The organism is Streptomyces sp. NBC_01506, assembly GCF_045040295.1.
Classification (GTDB): Bacteria; Actinomycetota; Actinomycetes; order Streptomycetales; family Streptomycetaceae; genus Streptomyces.
This window is the reverse complement of record NZ_CP109422.1, coordinates 8,209,874-8,227,370: the sequence shown is the minus strand read 5'-3', so window position 1 is coordinate 8,227,370 and position 17,497 is coordinate 8,209,874. Positions and strand designations below refer to the sequence as shown.

Sequence of the window (17,497 nt, the reverse complement as noted above, 5' to 3'; positions counted from 1 at the left end):
CCCTTCAGCCCTTGAGGGCGCCGGCGGCGATGTTGCGGATGAAGTGCCGGGCGCCGAAGAGGAAAATGATGATCAGCGGGACGATGGCGACGAGCGTGCCGGCCATGACCACGCTGTAGTCGGTGACGTAGAGGCCGTTGAGCTGTGCCAGCGCGAGTTGGAGCGTGATGTGGCGGGAGTCGATGAGGACGACCAGCGGCCACAGGAAGTCGTTCCACACATTGACGAAGGTGAAGATGCCGAGGAACGCGAGCGCGGGGCGCAGTACGGGCAGTCCGACGTGCAGATACGTGCGGAAGAAGCCGCAGCCGTCGATGCGGGCGGCGTCCAGCAGTTCGTCCGGCAGGGCGCTCGCCGCGTACTGGCGCATCCAGAAGATGCCGAAGGCGTTGGCCGCGGCGGGCACGATGAGCGCTTTGAGGCTCCCCACCCAGCCGAGGTCGGCCATCAGGGAGAACTGCGGGATGGCGGCGAGCTGGGTGGGCACGACGAAGGTGGCCAGCAGGATGCCGAAGAGGATCTTGCTGCCGGGGAAGGTGTACTTGGCGAAGGTGAAGGCGGCGAGCGAGTCGAAGAACAGCACGGCGACGGTCGTCACGATGGCGACGATCAGTGTGTTGAGCAGGGAGCCGAAGAAATCGATCCGGGAGAAGACCTCGCCGATGTTGTGGAACAACTGGTCGCCGAAGACGAGCTTGGGCGGGGAGGAGTAGATGTCGGGTGTGGTGTTGGACGCCATCACGGCGAGCCAGTAGTAGGGGAAGAGGGTGATCGCCGCGCCGACGAGGAGCGCGGCGTACGTCAGGATCCGTCCGCGGGTACTCATCGCGCGTCCTCCTTGACAGTGACCCGGCCGCGCTCGGGGCGTTGCACGAGCCGCCAGTTGAGGATGGAGAACAGCACGACGACGACGAAGATGCCCCAGGCGATGGCGGCTCCGTAGCCGAAGTCGTTGTCCGCGAACGCGGTGCCGTAGAAGTAGAGGACCATCGTCAGGCCCGCGCCGCCGGGCCCGCCGCGGTCGCCGAGCAGCACCTGCGACTCGGTGAAGATCTGGAGGCCGCCGATGGCCGACATCACGAGCGAGAACAGCAGGACCGGCCGCAGCAGGGGCAGCGTGATCTTGAAGAACGTCTGTACGGCGCTCGCGCCGTCGACGCGCGCCGCCTCGTAGACGTCGGTGGGCAGGGCCTGGAGTCCGGCGAGGAAGATGATGGCGTTGTAGCCCGTCCACCGCCAGATGATCATGATGGCGATGGCGCACCGGATCCCCCACGGGTCGGTCAGCCAGGGCACATGGCCGAGTCCGACCAGGTCGAGGAACCAGTTGAGGATGCCGAACTCACCGCTGAAGATCGAGCCGAACACCAGCGACATGGCCACGATGGACGTCACGTTGGGCATGAAGTACGCGACGCGCAGCGCGCCCTTGAAGCGGACCGACGAGTTCAGGCCGAGGGCGATGAGCAGGGCGAGCACGGTCATCGGAACGGTCGAAATCACCCAGATGATCAGGGTGTTGGCGATCGAGTCCCAGAACTGGCTGTCGGTGAGCAGATAGCGGAAGTTCTCCAGGCCGACGAACTTCATCGGGCCGACGCCGTCCCAGCGCTGGAGCGACAGGTAGAGCGAGTAGAACACCGGGTAGAGGCCGAAGACGGCGAAGAGGATGAAGAACGGGGACACGGCCACGTACTGCGGCAGATGACGCCACCGCCTGCGGCGCCGGGCGGAGTCGGCGTCGTCCGCCGACCGCCGGTCGATCGCGGGCGCGGTCGTGTCGAGGTCGGATGTCGCGGTCATGAGAGCACCCCCTGTCGGCGCAGCAGCCGTTCGATGCGGTTACGGGCGTCTTTCCAGGCCCGCTCCGGGTCCTTGCCGCCGAGTTCGACGTTGGTCAGCTCGTCGGTGTAGGTGTCGCTGAGGGTGATGTCCCAGGGGCTGAAGTAGGCGTACTCCACCTGGTCGGCGATCTCGGCGAAGACCTTGACGGCGGACTGACCGCCGAAGAACTTGTCCGGGGCCGTGATCCGCGGGTCCGCGGCAGCGGCGGGGCTGGACGGGAAGAGGCCGATGTCCAGATAGTTGGACGCCTGGTTCGCCGGATTCTGGAGCCAGTTGATGATGTCGAACGCCGCCTGCGGGTCGGGGCAGGCCGCGGTGATGGCGAGGAAGGAACCGCCCTGGTTGCCGGGCCCGCCGGGCGGTGCGCACACCCGCCATTTGCCGGCGGTGCCGGGAGCCGACTGCTTGATCTCACCGGTGATCCAGGAGGCGTTGACGAGGCTGACCTCCTGGCCGGTGTTCCAGGCCGCGTGCCGGTCGACGGACTGGCCGCTGGCGGTCTGCGAGCCGCCGAACCCAGCGGTGAGCCGGCGCCGGTACGCCTCGACGGAGCGGTCCCATGCCAGCCTGACGTGGGACTGGTCGTCCAGGTAGCCGTTGTCCGGGGTGAAGTACTTCTGCCGCTCCTGGGCCATGGAGTAGGTGAAGACCGTCTTGGTGTCGGTGATCAGATAGCGGCCGGGAAGCTTCTTGCGGATCTGTTCACCGAAGGTGAAGTACTTCTCCCAGGTGGGCACGGCCGCCGCGACGTCGTCCGGTTCGCTGGGCAGGTCCGCCTGTTCGAAGATGTCGTGGCGGTAGTAGAGGGCGGCGGGGCCGATGTCGATGGGAAAGCCCAGTTGGAAGCCTTCGGGGGTGGCGCCCGCCTGCCACTTCCAGGGCAGATAGCCGGGCGCCGACTCCCGTGCCCCGTGGTCGTTCAGATTCACGAAGCGGTCGCTGTCGCTGAAGTACCGCGAGATGTTGTCGCCGATCATGGTGATGTCGGGCAGATAGGCACCACCGGCGAGCGCGGCGAGCAGCCGCTGGGTGAGGTCGCCGCTCACCTGTGAGGGGACGAACTTGTCGTCGGCGAACCGCTTCCGGGCCGCGGTGAGCACGTCCTCGGAGAAGCCGTTGTACGTGTACCAGAAGGTGAGGTGACCGGGGTTCGCGGTCATCGGGCTTGAGCATCCGCCGGCTCCGAACGCGGCGGCGCCGAGAGCGGTCGCGCCTGCCAGGAGCCTTCGTCGAGTCAACGTCATTGAGGACCCTTCCAAGGCCCGTGAACGCTCCCGTGAACGTTCACGAATTGCCCGGAAGTCTCTGGCGGAGCACGCCGATGTGTCAAGAGGTGTGGCGTATCAGCCGGACTCGCGCACCAGCAACCGCGCCCGCGCCACCAGCTCGTCGGGCGCGAGCGGGCCGCTCCCGGTCAGCAGACGCGCGGCCTGTTCCACGGCGAGCGCCCCGAGAGCGCGGGTGTCCAGTGCCACGGTCGACAGCGGCGGCTCGACCAGCGTGCCGAGCCGCAGACCGTCGAAACCGATCACGGCGAGATCCCGGGGGATGTGCCGGCCCAGGCGGCGCGCGGCACGCAGCGCGCCGATGGCGATGATGTCGTTGAAGGTGAACACGGCGGTCACATCGGGGTGTTCGGCCAGCAGCGCCTCCAGCGCGCTCTCGCCGCCCTCGACGCTCTGGTCCGCACCGCGCACCGGCCCCGCGTCGAGCCCGCACGCCACCATCGCGGCGGCGAACCACGCGTGCCGCACGCTCGGTTCGGACCGGCCCGCGTGGTCGAGCATGCCGATGCGCCGGTGACCGGTCTTGACCAGATGCGTGATCGCCGCCTTGACACCGTCCGCACCGTCGATACGAATCGAGCTGAACCGCTCGGTGCGCCGCTCACGGTCGATGAGGACGACCGGGACTCCGCGCGTCAGCTTCTCGATCTCGTCCTCGGACCGGCTGAAGTACCCGACGACGGCGTCCACTTGTGAGGCGATCACCTCCAGGGTGCCGCGCTCCTCCTCGGCGCTGTCGGCGGTGTCGTACACGAGGACGTGCCAGCCCCGGGCCCGCGCCGCTTCCAGCGCGGCGGCGGCGACCTCGGTGAAGAACGGGTTGAGCAGATCGGGAATGACCAGCCCGACGCTGATGGTGTCCTGTCTGACCAGCCCCCTGGCGAACCGGCTCGGGCGGTATCCCAGCGCGAGAGCGGCGTCGAGCACCCGCTGCTTGGTGGAGCCGTGGATCTCGCCCTTGTCGTTGAGGGCCCGTGACACGGTCTGCCGGGACACCCCGGCCGACCGGGCGACATCGTGGATCGTCACCCTGCGGGATTCGGTCCCCGACGGCACCATCGCTCACCACCACACATCCGCACATCCGACGACACGGGCGCGTCGCACGGGTCCGAGTATGCCCCGGCGGGGCGCGCCGGGGCGATGTCGTACGGCGCGGAGGCCGGTCAGGGGGTCGGGTCAGGAGGCGGTCAGGCGGACGGTCAGGAGGCGGCGAGGAGTTCGAGCGTGTCGATCAGTCGGTTGGAGAAGCCCCACTCGTTGTCGTACCAGGCAACGACCTTGATGTGGCGGCCGTCGACGCGGGTGAGGGCCGAGTCGAAGATCGCCGAGGCCGGATTGCCGGTGATGTCGGACGACACGAGGGCGTCCTGCGAGTATTCGAGAATGCCGGCGAGCGGCCCTTCGGCAGCCGCGCGGTACGCCGCCAGCACGTCGTCGCGCGAGACGTCGCGGGCGACGGTCGTGTTGAGTTCCACGATCGAGCCCACCGGAACCGGTACGCGGATCGAGTCGCCCGACAGCTTGCCGTCCAGGTTCGGCAGCACGAGGCCGATGGCCTTCGCGGCGCCGGTCGTGGTCGGCACGATGTTGACGGCGGCTGCGCGGGCGCGGCGGGCGTCGCGGTGAGGGGCGTCCTGGAGGTTCTGTTCCTGGGTATAGGCGTGCACCGTCGTCATGAAGCCGTGCTCGATGCCGGCGAGGTCGTCAAGGACCGCGGCCAGCGGGGCGAGTGCGTTGGTCGTGCACGAGGCGTTCGAGACGATCGTGTGCGTGGCCGGGTCGTACGCGCCGGTGTTGACGCCGAACGCGACCGTGGCGTCGGCACCGTCCGACGGTGCGCTGACGAGCACCTTCTTGGCACCCGCCGCGAGGTGCGTGCGGGCGGCGGCGGCCGAGGTGAAGCGGCCCGTCGACTCCAGCACGATGTCGACGCCGAGTCGGGCCCAGGGAAGCCGCGCCGGGTCGCGCTCCGCGAGCACGGCGATACGGCGCCCGTCCACGATCAGGGCGTCCTTGTCGGCGGTGACCGGACGGCCGAGCCGGCCGGCCGTCGTGTCGAAGGCGAGCAGCCGGGCGAGGGCGGCCGGCTCCGTCAGGTCGTTGACGGCGACAACTTCGAGATCGCTGTCGCGTTCGAGCAGTACGCGCAGCGCGTTGCGTCCGATACGGCCGAATCCGTTGATGGCGATGCGAGTCATGTGTGGTGTCCCTTCGGTTCGGTTCCCCACCAGGTTCGCGTGCGGCGTCCGCGCATGGCGGCGGCGTGAACGCCATGGTTCGAAAGGATCGCGCCAACCGGCGGCGGAACGGGCGTCACGCTACTCGCCGAGGGTGAAGGTCCGCCGGTAGGCGCTCGGTGTGGTGCCCAAGGTGCTCCGGAAGTGCGTCCGCAGGTTCGCGCCGGTGCCCAGACCGACGTCCGTGGCGATCTGCTCGATGCTCAGCTCGGAGCGCTCCAGCAGTTCGCGGGCCGCGTCGACGCGGGCGCGCATGACCCACTGCATGGGGGTGTACCCAGTGTCCTCGGCGAAGCGCCGGGAGAACGTGCGGGGCGACACCGCCGCGTGCCGGGCGAGCGCCGTGAGGGTCAGGGGCTCGCCGAGCCGGTGCAGCGCCCATTCACGGGTGGCGGCGAACCGCTCGCCGAGCGGTTCGGCCACCCGGCGCGGTACGTACTGCGCCTGGCCGCCGCTGCGGTACGGGGCCGCGACCAGGCGCCGGGCGGCGTGGTTCGACGCGGCCACCCCCAGATCGGCGCGCAGGATGTGCAGGCACAGGTCGAGGCCCGAGGCGGCGCCGGCCGATGTCAGTACGCTGCCCTCGTCCACGAACAGGACGTTCTCGTCCACCCGCACGAGCGGGTGCTTGGCCGCGAGCGCCCGTGTGTAGTGCCAGTGCGTCGTGGCGCGCCTGCCGTCGAGGAGGCCCGTGGCGGCGAGCGCGAAGGCGCCCGTCGAGATGGCGGCGAGCCGAGCGCCCCTCTCGTGCGCCGCGGTCAGCGCGTCGATGACGGCCTGCGGCGGGTCGTCACGGTCCGGGAAGCGGTAGCCGGGGATGAAGACGATGTCGGCCCATTCGAGCGCGTCGAGCCCGTGGGCGACGAGATACGACAGCCCGTCGCCCCCGGCCACCGGACCGGGCGCGGCGCCGCAGACCCGTACCTCGTACGGCATGCTCTCGCGGGCCGTGAACACCTGCGCGGGAATGCCCACATCGAGCGGCTTCGCGCCTTCCAGCACCAGGACGGCGGCACGCTGCGGACGGGAGGCTGGCACGGGCCACAGCCTACGCGGGAGCGTTTCCCGCCGGGTCGGCCGAGGAATCAGCCGAGGAAGCTGAGTCGTACCGTCCGGTCGGGGTTGTCGACGTTCGTGTCGACCAGGCAGACGGATTGCCAGGTGCCCAGCTCCAGACGGCCTGCCAGTACCGGGAGGGTCGCGTGGGGTGGGACGAGGGCCGGCAGGACGTGGTCGCGGCCGTGGCCCGGGGAGCCGTGGCGGTGCTGCCAGCGGTCGTCGGCCGGCAGGAGGGTGTGCAGCGCGGCGAGCAGGTCGTCGTCGCTGCCCGCGCCCGTCTCGATGACGGCCACTCCGGCCGTCGCGTGCGGGACGAAGACATGGAGCAGGCCGTCGCGGCCGGACGCGGTCTCGCGGAGGAACTGTTCGCACAGGTGCGTCAGGTCCGCCACGGCCTCGTGCGTGCCGGTGGGGATGTTCACGATCCTGGTGGTGAAGGCGTCGGGCATGGGTCCATCCTGCCGTCCTTGGGGCGCGTTCGCGTGCGCGTGGCGCGTGCGGCTGCGCGTGTGGGTGCGCGTTCACGGGATGATTCCGGGTGCCCTCCGCTGTTGGTAGAAGCGTGAACGACTTCGGGGCGGTACGGGACGTGGACGTCGTGGTCATCGGCGCGGGGCAGGCCGGTCTGTCGAGCGCCTACCATCTGCGGCGCTCCGGGCTGGTGCCCGACCGGGACTTCGTCACGCTGGACCATTCCCCGCGGCCGGGTGGCGCCTGGCAGTTCCGTTGGCCCTCGCTCACGTACGAGAAGATCCACGGGATGCACTCGCTGCCCGGCATGGAGCTGACCGGCGCCGACGGGTCGAGGCCGTCGTCCGAGGTCATCGGGGGCTACTTCACCGCGTACGAGGAGCGGTTCGGTCTGCGGGTGCGCCGGCCGGTGGATGTGTCGGCGGTCCGTGAGGGCGACGGCGGGCGGCTGCGCGTCGAGACGTCGGACGGCGTCTGGGCCGCACGGGCGCTGATCAGTGCCACGGGCACCTGGGACCGGCCCTTCTGGCCGCGTTATCCGGGGCAGGAGACCTTTCTGGGCCGCCAACTGCACACGGCGGGCTATCCGGGACCCGGCGCGTTCGCCGGGCTGCGGGTGGTCGTCGTCGGTGGCGGGTCTTCCGGGACACAGCATCTGATGGAGATCGCGGACGTCGCCGCCGGGACGACATGGGTCACGCGCAGGCCGCCGGTGTTCCGGGAGGGGCCGTTCGGCGAGGAGCAGGGGCGGGCCGCCGTCGCGCTGGTGGACGAGCGGGTACGGGCGGGGCTGCCGCCGCGCAGCGTGGTGTCGGTGACCGGTCTGCCGGTGACGGAGGCGATCGCGCGGGCGCGCGAGCGGGGGGTGCTGGACCGGCTGCCGATGTTCGACCGGATCACGCCGTCGGGTGTGGCCTGGGACGACGGGCGGCGCGTGGAGGCCGATGTGATCCTCTGGGCCACCGGTTTCCGCCCGGTGATCGACCATCTGGCGCCGCTGCGGCTGCGCGAGCCGGGTGGCGGGATCCGGGTGGAGGACACGCGTGCCGTACGGGACGAGCGCGTCCATCTGGTCGGGTACGGGCCTTCGGCCTCGACGATCGGCGCCAACCGGGCGGGGCGGGCGGCCGTACGGGAGATCCGGGCGCTGCTGGAGCGCGCACCCGTTCCGGTCTGAGGGCCGTGGGACTCACGGCCGTCGGACCCATGGTCAGGAGGTGGCTGCTCAGTCTGTCGCGGCGCTTCTGTTCGCGTTGAACTCCCGTACGTTGCTCTGGTGTTCGGCGTAGTCGGCGGTGAAGCGGGTGTCGCCGGGCGCCACCGTCACGAAGTACAGCCAGTCGCCCCGCGTCGGGTTGATCGCGGCATTCATCGCCTCCTCCCCCGGATTGCCGATCGGTGTGGGCGGCAGGCCCCTGTTCTCGTACGTGTTGTAGGGGCCGGGAGTCTGCGTGTCGGAGTGCGTGGTGTCCAACGTGCTGCGGTTCAGCGCGTAGTTGAGGGTCGAGTCCATCTGGAGCGGCATGTCCTTGGCCAGCCGGTTGTGCACGACGCGCGCCACCCGGGCCATGTCGGCGGCCGTGTCGGCCTCGGCCTGCACGATGCTGGCGATCGTCACGGTCTGATAGACCGTCACGCCGTTGCGCCGCGCGCCCGCCGCGATGTGGTCGGCGCCGAAGCGCTCGCGCGCGGTGTCGACCATGTAGCCGAGCAGACCGGCCGGGGTGGTGCGGGTCTCGACGGGATAGGTGGCCGGGAACAGATATCCCTCGGGGTTGTGCCGTGCGGCGTCGGGGAGTTCGAGCCGGGTCGCGGTCGCGGCCTTCGCGGTGGTGCCGGGCGCGACGTCGAGGACCTTGTCGACGGAGGCGTACACCTGGGTGGCCCGCCGCCCCTCGGGAACGAGCAGCGACACCGTCCTGCCCTCCCCCGCGGGTGGCCCGGCGGTCAGCAGCAGCGGCACGAGCACGGCCGTCGCGACGACCACCACCGCGCTCGCGATCAGGGCCAGTCGGCCGCGGCGGGTCAGTCGGGGCCCAGGTTGTGTCTTCAAAGGAGCGCCGTCCGCCCGCAGGGCGGGGCCTGCGGCGTCTGGTGCGGTGCATCGCAGGGCGGAGGATCGCTCTCGTACCGGACGTACTTGGCCGACTGAAGACAACGCCGCGAGGTGCCACGACCTGGGCGCGGATGTCGCGCGCGGGGGCTCGTTCGTCATGCGGGCACGCTAACCCGGACAAAGCGCGGTTTCCGGCACCTCGCACGGGGCGGGCTACGCCGAGACTCGACCGTGACGCGAACACACGAACGTGCGAGCGGATGTTCGCTGGAACGTGTGATCGCGAGGGGAATCTTGGCCCAACTCCCCTGAGACAACAGATGCTTACGGTGCGCAAGCGACGGGCTGCAGACCGCGACTGCGCTGGCCCACCTATGTATGGCTGTCCCAGCCATACATCTCTGTGCATCATCACAAGGAGAACGCACCTCTATGAACGTCATCACCAACCTGCTCGCCGGTCTCGTCCACTTCGTCGGCTGGCTGGTCTGACGCACCCCCACAACCGGCGCCGTCGCTTCCCGTCCCAGGGAGCGGCGGCGCTGCCGTGTGTCAGACGGCGCTCACCCGTGCGTCCGCCCCGGCGGTCAGCACCGTCGAGAGCGTGCCGTCCCTGCGTACGAGCGCCGCGTACCGCCCGTCGCGATCGATCAACTCCTCGTGCGTACCGCGCTCGGCTATGCGCCCCGCGTCCAGGACAACTATCTGGTCGGCGTCGCGCACCGTGGAGAGCCGGTGCGCGATGGTGATGGTCGTACGGCCCTCGGAGAGCGCGTCGATGGCCTGCTGGACCGCGTGTTCGGTACGGGTGTCGAGTGCGCTGGTCGCCTCGTCCAGCACCAGGACCGGCGGGTCGCGCAGGATGGTGCGGGCGATCGCCAGGCGCTGCTTCTCGCCGCCGGAGAACCGGTATCCGCGCTCACCGACCAGGGTGTCGTACCCGTCGGGCAGGGAGGCGATGTGGTCGTGGATCTGGGCGGCCCTGGCCGCCGTCTCGATCTCGTCGTCCGTCGCGCCCGGCTTCGCGAAGCGAAGGTTGTCGGCGACCGAGGCGTGGAAGAGATACGTCTCCTGCGACACGACGCCGACCGCGCCGGCGAGGGTGTCGAAGGCCAGGTCGCGTACGTCGACCCCGTCGAGCAGGACCCGGCCGCCGGTCACGTCGTACAGACGCGGCACGAGATAGCTGAGGGTCGACTTGCCCGATCCCGTGGGGCCGACGATGGCGAGGCTGCCGCCCGCCGGGACGGTGAGGTCGATGGCGTGGAGGGTCTTCCCGCCCTTGTCGTCGTAGCCGAAATCGACGCCGTCGAAGCGCACTTCACCCCGGACCGTGCCCAGCGCGGCGGGCTTGTCGGGTTCGGTGATGTCGACGGGCAGGTCCAGGTATTCGAAGATGCGCTGGAAAAGTGCGAGCGACGTCTGCATCTGTACGCCGGTGGCGAGCAGGCTCACGGCGGGGCGGAAGAGGCCCTGCTGGAGGGAGACGAACGCGACGAGTGTGCCGAGGGAGACGACGGTGCCGCCGGCCTGGAGGACGAAGCCCGCGGCCCAGTAGATGACGGCGGGCATGGCGGCCATGACGATGCCGATGACGGACATCCGCCACCGCCCCGCCATGTTCGACCGCACTTCCAGGTCGACAAGTCGCTCGGACTCCTCGGCGAAGGACTTGGTGAGCGAGTCGGCGCGCCCCATCGTGCGGCCGAGGAGGATACCGCTCACCGACAGCGACTCCGTGACCGTGGCGGCCATCGTGGCCATCTGCTTCTGCCGCTGGAGGGTGATCCGTTTGCGCTCACGGCCGACGCGGCGGCTGATCCAGACGAACACCGGCAGCAGGAGCAGCGAGACGACGGTCAGCCGCCAGTCCAGCGCGAGCATCGCGACGACGGTGGCGATGACGGCGGTGAGGTTGGAGACCAGCGAGGTGGCGGTGGAGGTGACCGTCGCCTGCATACCGCCGATGTCGTTGGCGATCCGGGACTGGACCTCGCCGGTGCGGGTGCGGGTGAAGAACGCGAGCGGCATGCGCTGCAACTGCGCGTAGACGGCTGTCCGCAGGTCGTGCATGACGCGCTGGCCGACCGTCGTGGAGATGAGCGTCTGGGCGACGCCGAAGACGCCGCTGAGGACGGCGGTGAGGATCATGCCGAGGGCGAGCAGGCTGAGCAGCCCGGTGCGACCCTGCGGGATCGCGGTGTCAAGGATCTCGCGCAGCATGAAGGGCGAGGCGACGGCCACGAGGGACGAGGCCCCGACGAGCAGGCCGACGACCGCGAGCCTGCCTCGGTAGGGACGGAACAGCCGGAAGATACGGCGGAGCTGGGCCGGCGGCTCGGGCAGCGAGGGATCCAGCGGCCGGGCGGAGGGCTGCCAGGTCGACAGTTCGGACTTCATGGGCTCCTTCATGGGCTCCTTCGAGGGATTCAGGCAGTGGCTCAGGGGGGTGGTTCAGGGGGTGGTTCAGCCAGTTTCAGCGAGTGTCGCGGAGTACGGAAAAGACTTGGAGGATCATAGCTCACTGTTACCTAGGTTCACAATGTACGTAGTCCTGTTATTATTCCGCCATGAGCACCCCCGACGCCGACGGCCTGCTGGCCGAACAGCTCCTGAGGCTGACCCGCCGGCTCCACCGCGTCCAGAAGCGCTATCTGGAGCCGATCGGGATCACCCCCGCGCAGTCCCGCCTGCTGCGCACGGTCGCCTTCTACGACAGCCCGCCCCGGATGACCGATCTCGCCGAGCGCCTGGAAGTGGTGCCGCGCGCCGTGACGAGCCTGGTCGACGGCCTGGAGACGAGCGGGTGCGTCCGCCGCGCCCCGGACCCGACCAATCGCCGGGTGATCCGGATCGAGCTGACCGAGACCGGGCGCGGTGTGCTGCGAGCCCTGCGCGACGCGCGCAGGTCGGCCGCCGAGGACATCCTGGCCCCGCTGACGGCGGACCAGCGCGACGTGCTCGGGGGGCTGCTGTCGGCGCTGGTGGGCGGACCGGTGGACGGCGTGCCGGAGCGGCGCTGCTGAGCGTTTCGAAGAGTCCAAGGGTTTGAACGAAGAGTCCAAACGTGCCCCTTGCGCACCGCCAGTCCCAACTACCAAGGTCCTTCCCGAGGTTCAATTCCGCCGCGCACGTCAGCTCCTACGGAGGCTTCATGAACGACGCAGCACCGCAGAACCCCGGCAGGGACCAGGACAACGACAACGGCGGCTCGGTGAGCCGCCGTTCCGCTCTCCGCACGACGGCGGGCGTCGCCGGCGCCGGGCTCGGGCTCACCGCCCTGGGCACCGGCACCGCCGCCGCGCAGCCCGCCGGAGCGGCCGGGGCCGCCGTCCCCGAGCGCCAGGGCCGCACGATGGCCGGTGTCCCCTTCGAAAGACGCTCCACGGTCCGCGTCGGCATCATCGGCCTCGGCAACCGGGGCGGCAGCATGATCGATCTGTTCCTCGCGGTGCCCGGCGTCCAGGTCGTCGCCCTCTGCGACACGGTGCGGGACAAGGCCCAGGCCGCCGCGGCGAAGGTCGTCAAGGCCGGGCAGCCGGCGCCCGCCCTCTACACGAAGGACGAGGACGACTACGAACAGCTCTGCGCGCGCGGCGACGTCGACTTCGTCTATGTGGCCACTCCGTGGGACTTCCACTTCGAGATGGCCAAAACGGCGATGCTGGCCGGCAAGCACGTCGGCGTGGAGTGTCCGATCGCGATGCGCCTGGACGAGCTGTGGCAACTGGTCGACCTCTCGGAGCGGACCCGGCGCCACTGCATGCAGTTGGAGAACTGCGCGTACGGCAAGAACGAGATGCGCGTCCTACGGATGGCGCACGCGGGCCTGTTCGGCGATCTGCTGCACGGCGCCGGCGCGTACAACCACGATCTGCGCGGCCTGATGTTCGACCCCGACTACTACGAAGGCCCCTGGCGCCGGCTGTGGCACACCCGGCTGCGCGGCGACCTCTATCCGAACCACGGCTTCGGTCCCGTCGCCAACTATCTGGACATCAACCGCGGTGACCGCGCGGTCAGCATCACCAGCATCGGCACGCCCGCGCTCGGTCTCGCCCAGTACCGCGAGGAGAACATGCCGCCGGGCGACGCCAGTTGGAAGGAGACGTACATCAGCAGCGACCGGACGATCAGTCTGGTCCAGACGGCCAAGGGCCGCGTCGTCCGGCTGGAGCACGACGTCTCGACGCCGCATCCCTACAGCCGGATCAACAGCCTCGGCGGCACCAGGGGCGTCTTCGAGGACTATCCCGAGCGCATCTACATCGAGCCGGACCACACGAACGACCGGTGGGGCGACTTCGGCGCGTACGCCGAGTGGGACCACTGGCTGTGGAAGGAACACGCCAATCCGCCGGGCGGGCACGGCGGGATGGACTACATCATGGTCTTCCGCCTGATGCAGTGCGTCCGGCTCGGCCTCGTGCCCGACTTCGACGTGTACGACGCGGCGACATGGACCGCGCCCGTACCGCTGAGCCACGCTTCCATCAAGGCGAACGGCAAGCCGCAGCGGATTCCGGACTTCACGCGCGGCGAGTGGAAGAAGTCCCGGCCCGGCATGGACTCCGAGAAGCCGGCCACGTAGGCGTCCGGAAAGGGGCCGAGACGCCGTTCGGACAGCCGAACCCAACGGCGGACCCCGCGAGCCCGGCAGGCGCGAACGCGTCTGCCGGGCCTTGGCGCGTCCAGCGCCGCGATCACCGCCGCGATTCACTCCCATGTGGCCGAGAGACGAATAATCGATTGCCCCGGACCGGGCGCAAAGGACAACCTTGCACGGTTTGGGCCACTCCACGACTCACTGGGACGTCATGCAGATTCGCGATCTTCCGTATCCCGATCCGGGGAAACCCGATACCCGGTCAGGGCCGCGCTTCCTGTACTGGCTCGGGCGCAATCAGCTACGTGGCCAGCTCAAATCGCTCTCCTGGGGGCTGCTGCACCAACTCGGCGTCGCCGGACTCCCGCTGGGAGCGGGCCTCGCCGTACAGGCCGTCGTGGACCGCTCGGGCGGGCGGCTCGCGACGGCCGCGCTCGTCATCGCCCTCTTCGGCGCGGCGATCACCGTCGGCGACACGATGCTGCACCGTACGGCGGTCACCAACTGGATCACCGCGGCGGCCCGCGTCCAGCAGGTGCTCTCCCGCAAGACCGCCGAGCTGGGCTCGGCGCTGACGCGCCGGGTCGCGGCCGGCGAGGTGGTCGCCGTGTCGACGGGCGATGTCGAGAAGATCGGCTGGTTCGTCGAGGCGCTGTCGCGCTTCCTGGCGGCGGCGATCGCGATCGTCGTCGTCTGCGTCGGCCTCGTCCTGTATGTGCCGTCGATCGGCGTCGTGGTGGCCATCGGGGTGCCGGTACTGGCCCTGGCCGTCCTGCCGCTGCTCCCCCGCGCCACCCGGCGCGCCGACGTCCAGCGCGACAAGGCCGGCCGGGCCACCGAGCTGGCCGCCGACACCGTGGCCGGACTGCGCGTCCTGCGCGGCATCGGCGGCGAGGAGCTGTTCCTCACGCGCTACCGGGAGGCGTCGCAGGACGTACGCGAGGCGGCCGTGCGCAGCGCCCGTATGTGGGCGCTGATCTCGGCCGTTCAGGTCTTCCTTCCGGGGGTCCTGCTGATCACCGTGGTCTGGTACGGCGCGATCCTCGCGGGCGACGGCCGCATCTCGGTCGGCGAACTGGTCACCGTCTACAGCGCGGTGACGCTGCTGCTCTTCCCGCTCAGGCACTTCGAGGAGATCGCCATGGCGTACTCCTTCTCGCGTCCCTCGGCCAAGCGCGCGGCCCGGGTGCTGCGGCTGGAGCGCACCTCTTACGACGACGAGCGCGGCTCTCTCGCCGACGCCCGGCCCACCGGCGACCTGTACGACCCGGCGACCGGTCTGCTCGCCCACGAGGGGGAGCTGACCGCCGTGGTGTGCGGGGACCCCGACGCCGCGGGACGGCTGGCCGAACGGCTGGGCGGGCATGCGGCCGAGGAGGAGAAAAGCCCGTCCGTACTGCTCGGTCCGGTGGCGCTCGACGATCTCCCGCTGCACGCGGCGCGCGCGTCCGTCCTGGTACAGGACAAGGATCCGGTGCTGCTGTCCGGCACGCTGACCGAGCTGCTGGACGTGCCGGCTTCCGGCGACGTACGGCCGAAGGACGCGCTGGACGCCGCGCAGTGCGACGACGTGCTCGCCGCGCTCGTCCAGGCGTCCGTGGACGGCAGCGGCGACCCGATGCGCTCGCGCATCACCGAGCGCGGCCGGTCGCTCTCCGGCGGGCAGCGGCAGCGGCTCGCGCTGGCCCGCTCGCTGGTGGCCGACCCGGAGGTGCTGGTCCTGGACGAGCCCACGTCGGCGGTGGACTCGCATACGGAGGCGCGGATCGCGGAAGGCGTACGGCGGCTGCGGAGCGGTCGTACGACTGTCGTGTTCGCGTCGTCGCCGCTGCTGCTGGACCGCGCGGACACCGTGGTGTTCGTCCACGACGGGAAGGTCGCCGCCGTGGGGACGCACCGGGAGCTGCTGCGGGACGACCCGCGCTATCTGAGCGTCGTCACCCGCAGTACGGACGACGAGGCGGATGAGGGGGCGGGCGACGTCACGCAGGTGCCGGCGCCGCTGAAGACCCCGGAACACCTGGCAGAGCCGGCAGAGCGACAAGAGATCGAGGAATCCGCATGATCGGCGTGGCACCACCGGAGTACGACCCGGCGGCACCGGAGTCGGCCACGACCCTGCCCGTCGCACGCCCGGCGACCGTACGGGCCTATGTCCTGGAGCTGCTGCGGCGCCACCGCAAGGCGTTCGCCCTGCTCATCGCCTTCAACGCGGTCGCGGTGATCGCCTCCATGGCGGGGCCGTATCTGCTCGGCGGTGTGGTCGAGGATCTGTCCCGGGGCGTCAAGGGGGCCGGGGAGCTGCATCTGGAGCGCACCGCCGCCATTTTCGCGGGCGCGCTGATCCTCCAGACGATCTTCACCCGGCTGATGCGGCTGCGCGCCGCGATGCTCGGTGAGGAGATGCTGGCCGACCTGCGCGAGGACTTCCTCGTACGGTCGGTACGGCTGCCGCCCGGCGTCCTGGAGCGGGCGGGCACCGGCGATCTGCTGTCCCGGATCACCACCGACATCGACCGGCTGGCCAACGCGATGCGCGAAGCCGTGCCGCAACTGGCGATCGGCGTCGTGTGGGCGGCGCTGCTGATCGGCGCGCTGGCCGTCACGGCGCCGCCGCTGGCACTCGCGGTCGTGGTGGCGCTGCCGGTACTGGTCGTGGGCTGCCGCTGGTACTTCAAGCGGGCGCCCGCGGCGTACCGCGCGGAGGCGGCCGGGTACGCGGCGGTCGCCGCGGTGCTCGCGGAGACGATCGACGCCGGGCGGACCGTCGAGGCGCACCGCCTCGGCCGCCGCCGGGTGGCGCTGTCGGACCGGCGGGTCCGGGAGTGGACGGCGTGGGAGCGCTACACGCTCTGGCTGCGGTCGGTGCTCTTCCCGGTCATCAACCTCAGCAACATGCTGATCTTCTCGACGACTCTGGTGGGCGGCGGTGTCTTCGTCCTCCAGGGCTGGATCACCGTCGGGCAGTTGACGACCGGCGCGCTGTTCGCGCAGATGCTGGTGGACCCGGTCGGTCTCATCCTGCGCTGGTACGACGAGCTCCAGGTCGCGCAGGTGTCCATCGCCCGTCTCGTCGGCGTACGGGAGATCGAGCCGGACGACGGCGACGAGAACGTCGTGCCGGACGGCAGGGACGTCAGCGCCGACCGGGTCGACTTCGGCTACCGCGAGGGTGTCGACGTACTTCACGAGGTGACGCTGGACGTCGCTCCGGGCACCCGCGTCGCGCTGGTCGGACCGTCCGGCGCGGGCAAGTCCACGCTGGGCCGGCTGCTCGCCGGGATCTACGCTCCGCGCAGGGGCCGGATCACACTGGGCGAGGCCGAGCTGTCGCGGATGCCGGCGGAACGGGTACGCGGCCATGTCGCCCTGGTCAACCAGGAGCACCATGTCTTCGTCGGCTCGCTGCGCGACAATCTGCGGCTCGCCCGCGCGGACGCGGCGGACGCCGAGCTGTGGGCGGCGCTGGGCGCGGTCGACGCGGACAACTGGGCCCGCGCCTTCGAAGGCGGGCTCGACACCGAGGTCGGCTCCGGCGGTACGTCGCTGACACCGGCACAGGCGCAGCAGATCGCCCTGGCGAGGCTGGTGCTGGCGGACCCGCACACGCTGGTCCTGGACGAGGCGACGTCGCTGCTCGACCCGCGTGCCGCCCGGCATCTGGAGCGGTCTCTGGCGAAAGTCCTGGACGGCCGTACGGTCGTGGCCATCGCGCACCGGCTGCACACCGCGCACGACGCGGATGTGATCGCCGTGGTCGAGGAGGGCCGGATCAGCGAGCTGGGCAGCCATGACGAGCTGGTGGCGGCGGACGGCGCGTATGCGGCGCTGTGGCGCTCCTGGCACGGCTGAGCGCGTCCGCCGGTGCGCGGATCCGATGACGCGCGGATCCGATGCGGCGCGGATCCGATGACGCGCATCGGCGGACTCCGGT

The 17,497-nt window shown here is 70.4% G+C and carries 14 protein-coding genes; 5 read left to right on the top strand and 9 right to left on the bottom strand.

Going from position 1 to position 17,497, the window contains the following annotated elements; translation table 11 throughout:
- Window positions 1-4 precede the first annotated feature (4 nt).
- From OG329_RS36975 to OG329_RS36945, 7 genes are all read right to left on the bottom strand, one after another.
- Window positions 5-826, bottom strand: a complete 822-nt coding sequence (locus OG329_RS36975) for a carbohydrate ABC transporter permease (RefSeq protein WP_405801082.1) — start codon at window positions 824-826, stop codon at window positions 5-7.
- Window positions 823-1,803 carry a carbohydrate ABC transporter permease gene (locus OG329_RS36970; RefSeq protein ID WP_405801080.1) on the bottom strand — a complete coding sequence of 327 codons (981 nt, stop codon included), beginning with the start codon at window positions 1,801-1,803 and terminating at the stop codon, window positions 823-825. Before OG329_RS36970 ends, OG329_RS36975 begins: the two co-directional genes overlap by 4 nt.
- Window positions 1,800-3,005, bottom strand: a complete 1,206-nt coding sequence (locus OG329_RS36965; RefSeq protein WP_405801079.1) for an extracellular solute-binding protein — start codon at window positions 3,003-3,005, stop codon at window positions 1,800-1,802. Before OG329_RS36965 ends, OG329_RS36970 begins: the two co-directional genes overlap by 4 nt.
- A gap of 183 nt (window positions 3,006-3,188) precedes the next feature.
- The gene (locus tag OG329_RS36960; protein ID WP_405801078.1) at window positions 3,189-4,190 is read right to left on the bottom strand and encodes a LacI family DNA-binding transcriptional regulator; all 1,002 of its coding nucleotides are present in this window, start codon (window positions 4,188-4,190) and stop codon (window positions 3,189-3,191) included.
- Window positions 4,191-4,333: 143 nt separating this feature from the next.
- Window positions 4,334-5,332: a type I glyceraldehyde-3-phosphate dehydrogenase gene (gene gap / locus OG329_RS36955; RefSeq protein WP_405801076.1), complete on the bottom strand. Its 999-nt coding sequence runs from the start codon at window positions 5,330-5,332 to the stop codon at window positions 4,334-4,336.
- Between the two features lie 120 nt (window positions 5,333-5,452).
- Window positions 5,453-6,409, bottom strand: a complete 957-nt coding sequence (locus OG329_RS36950; protein ID WP_405801074.1) for a GlxA family transcriptional regulator — start codon at window positions 6,407-6,409, stop codon at window positions 5,453-5,455.
- Between the two features lie 47 nt (window positions 6,410-6,456).
- Window positions 6,457-6,879: a YjbQ family protein gene (locus OG329_RS36945; protein ID WP_405801073.1), complete on the bottom strand. Its 423-nt coding sequence runs from the start codon at window positions 6,877-6,879 to the stop codon at window positions 6,457-6,459.
- Window positions 6,880-6,992: 113 nt separating this feature from the next.
- Here OG329_RS36945 and OG329_RS36940 point away from each other — a divergent pair, with 113 nt between their 5' ends.
- Window positions 6,993-8,078 carry an NAD(P)-binding domain-containing protein gene (locus tag OG329_RS36940; protein WP_405801072.1) on the top strand — a complete coding sequence of 362 codons (1,086 nt, stop codon included), beginning with the start codon at window positions 6,993-6,995 and terminating at the stop codon, window positions 8,076-8,078.
- Between the two features lie 48 nt (window positions 8,079-8,126).
- Here OG329_RS36940 and mltG read toward each other — a convergent pair whose 3' ends face one another.
- Together mltG and OG329_RS36930 are read right to left on the bottom strand one after the other, a co-directional pair.
- The gene (gene mltG / locus OG329_RS36935; RefSeq protein WP_405801071.1) at window positions 8,127-8,954 is read right to left on the bottom strand and encodes an endolytic transglycosylase MltG; all 828 of its coding nucleotides are present in this window, start codon (window positions 8,952-8,954) and stop codon (window positions 8,127-8,129) included.
- 555 nt (window positions 8,955-9,509) lie between these two features.
- Window positions 9,510-11,357, bottom strand: a complete 1,848-nt coding sequence (locus tag OG329_RS36930; protein ID WP_405802208.1) for an ABC transporter ATP-binding protein — start codon at window positions 11,355-11,357, stop codon at window positions 9,510-9,512.
- Window positions 11,358-11,527: 170 nt separating this feature from the next.
- Here OG329_RS36930 and OG329_RS36925 point away from each other — a divergent pair, with 170 nt between their 5' ends.
- The 4 genes from OG329_RS36925 (at window position 11,528) to OG329_RS36910 (ending at window position 17,415) form a co-directional block, all read left to right on the top strand.
- The gene (locus tag OG329_RS36925; RefSeq protein WP_405801069.1) at window positions 11,528-11,983 is read left to right on the top strand and encodes a MarR family winged helix-turn-helix transcriptional regulator; all 456 of its coding nucleotides are present in this window, start codon (window positions 11,528-11,530) and stop codon (window positions 11,981-11,983) included.
- 128 nt (window positions 11,984-12,111) lie between these two features.
- A complete protein-coding gene (locus OG329_RS36920; protein ID WP_405801067.1) occupies window positions 12,112-13,548 on the top strand; it encodes a Gfo/Idh/MocA family protein in 1,437 nt (478 codons plus the stop codon).
- Window positions 13,549-13,774: 226 nt separating this feature from the next.
- The gene (locus OG329_RS36915) at window positions 13,775-15,628 is read left to right on the top strand and encodes an ABC transporter transmembrane domain-containing protein (RefSeq protein ID WP_405801065.1); all 1,854 of its coding nucleotides are present in this window, start codon (window positions 13,775-13,777) and stop codon (window positions 15,626-15,628) included.
- Complete coding sequence (locus tag OG329_RS36910) at window positions 15,625-17,415, top strand: ABC transporter ATP-binding protein (RefSeq protein WP_405801064.1); 1,791 nt, start codon at window positions 15,625-15,627, stop codon at window positions 17,413-17,415. Before OG329_RS36915 ends, OG329_RS36910 begins: the two co-directional genes overlap by 4 nt.
- Window positions 17,416-17,497 lie beyond the last annotated feature (82 nt).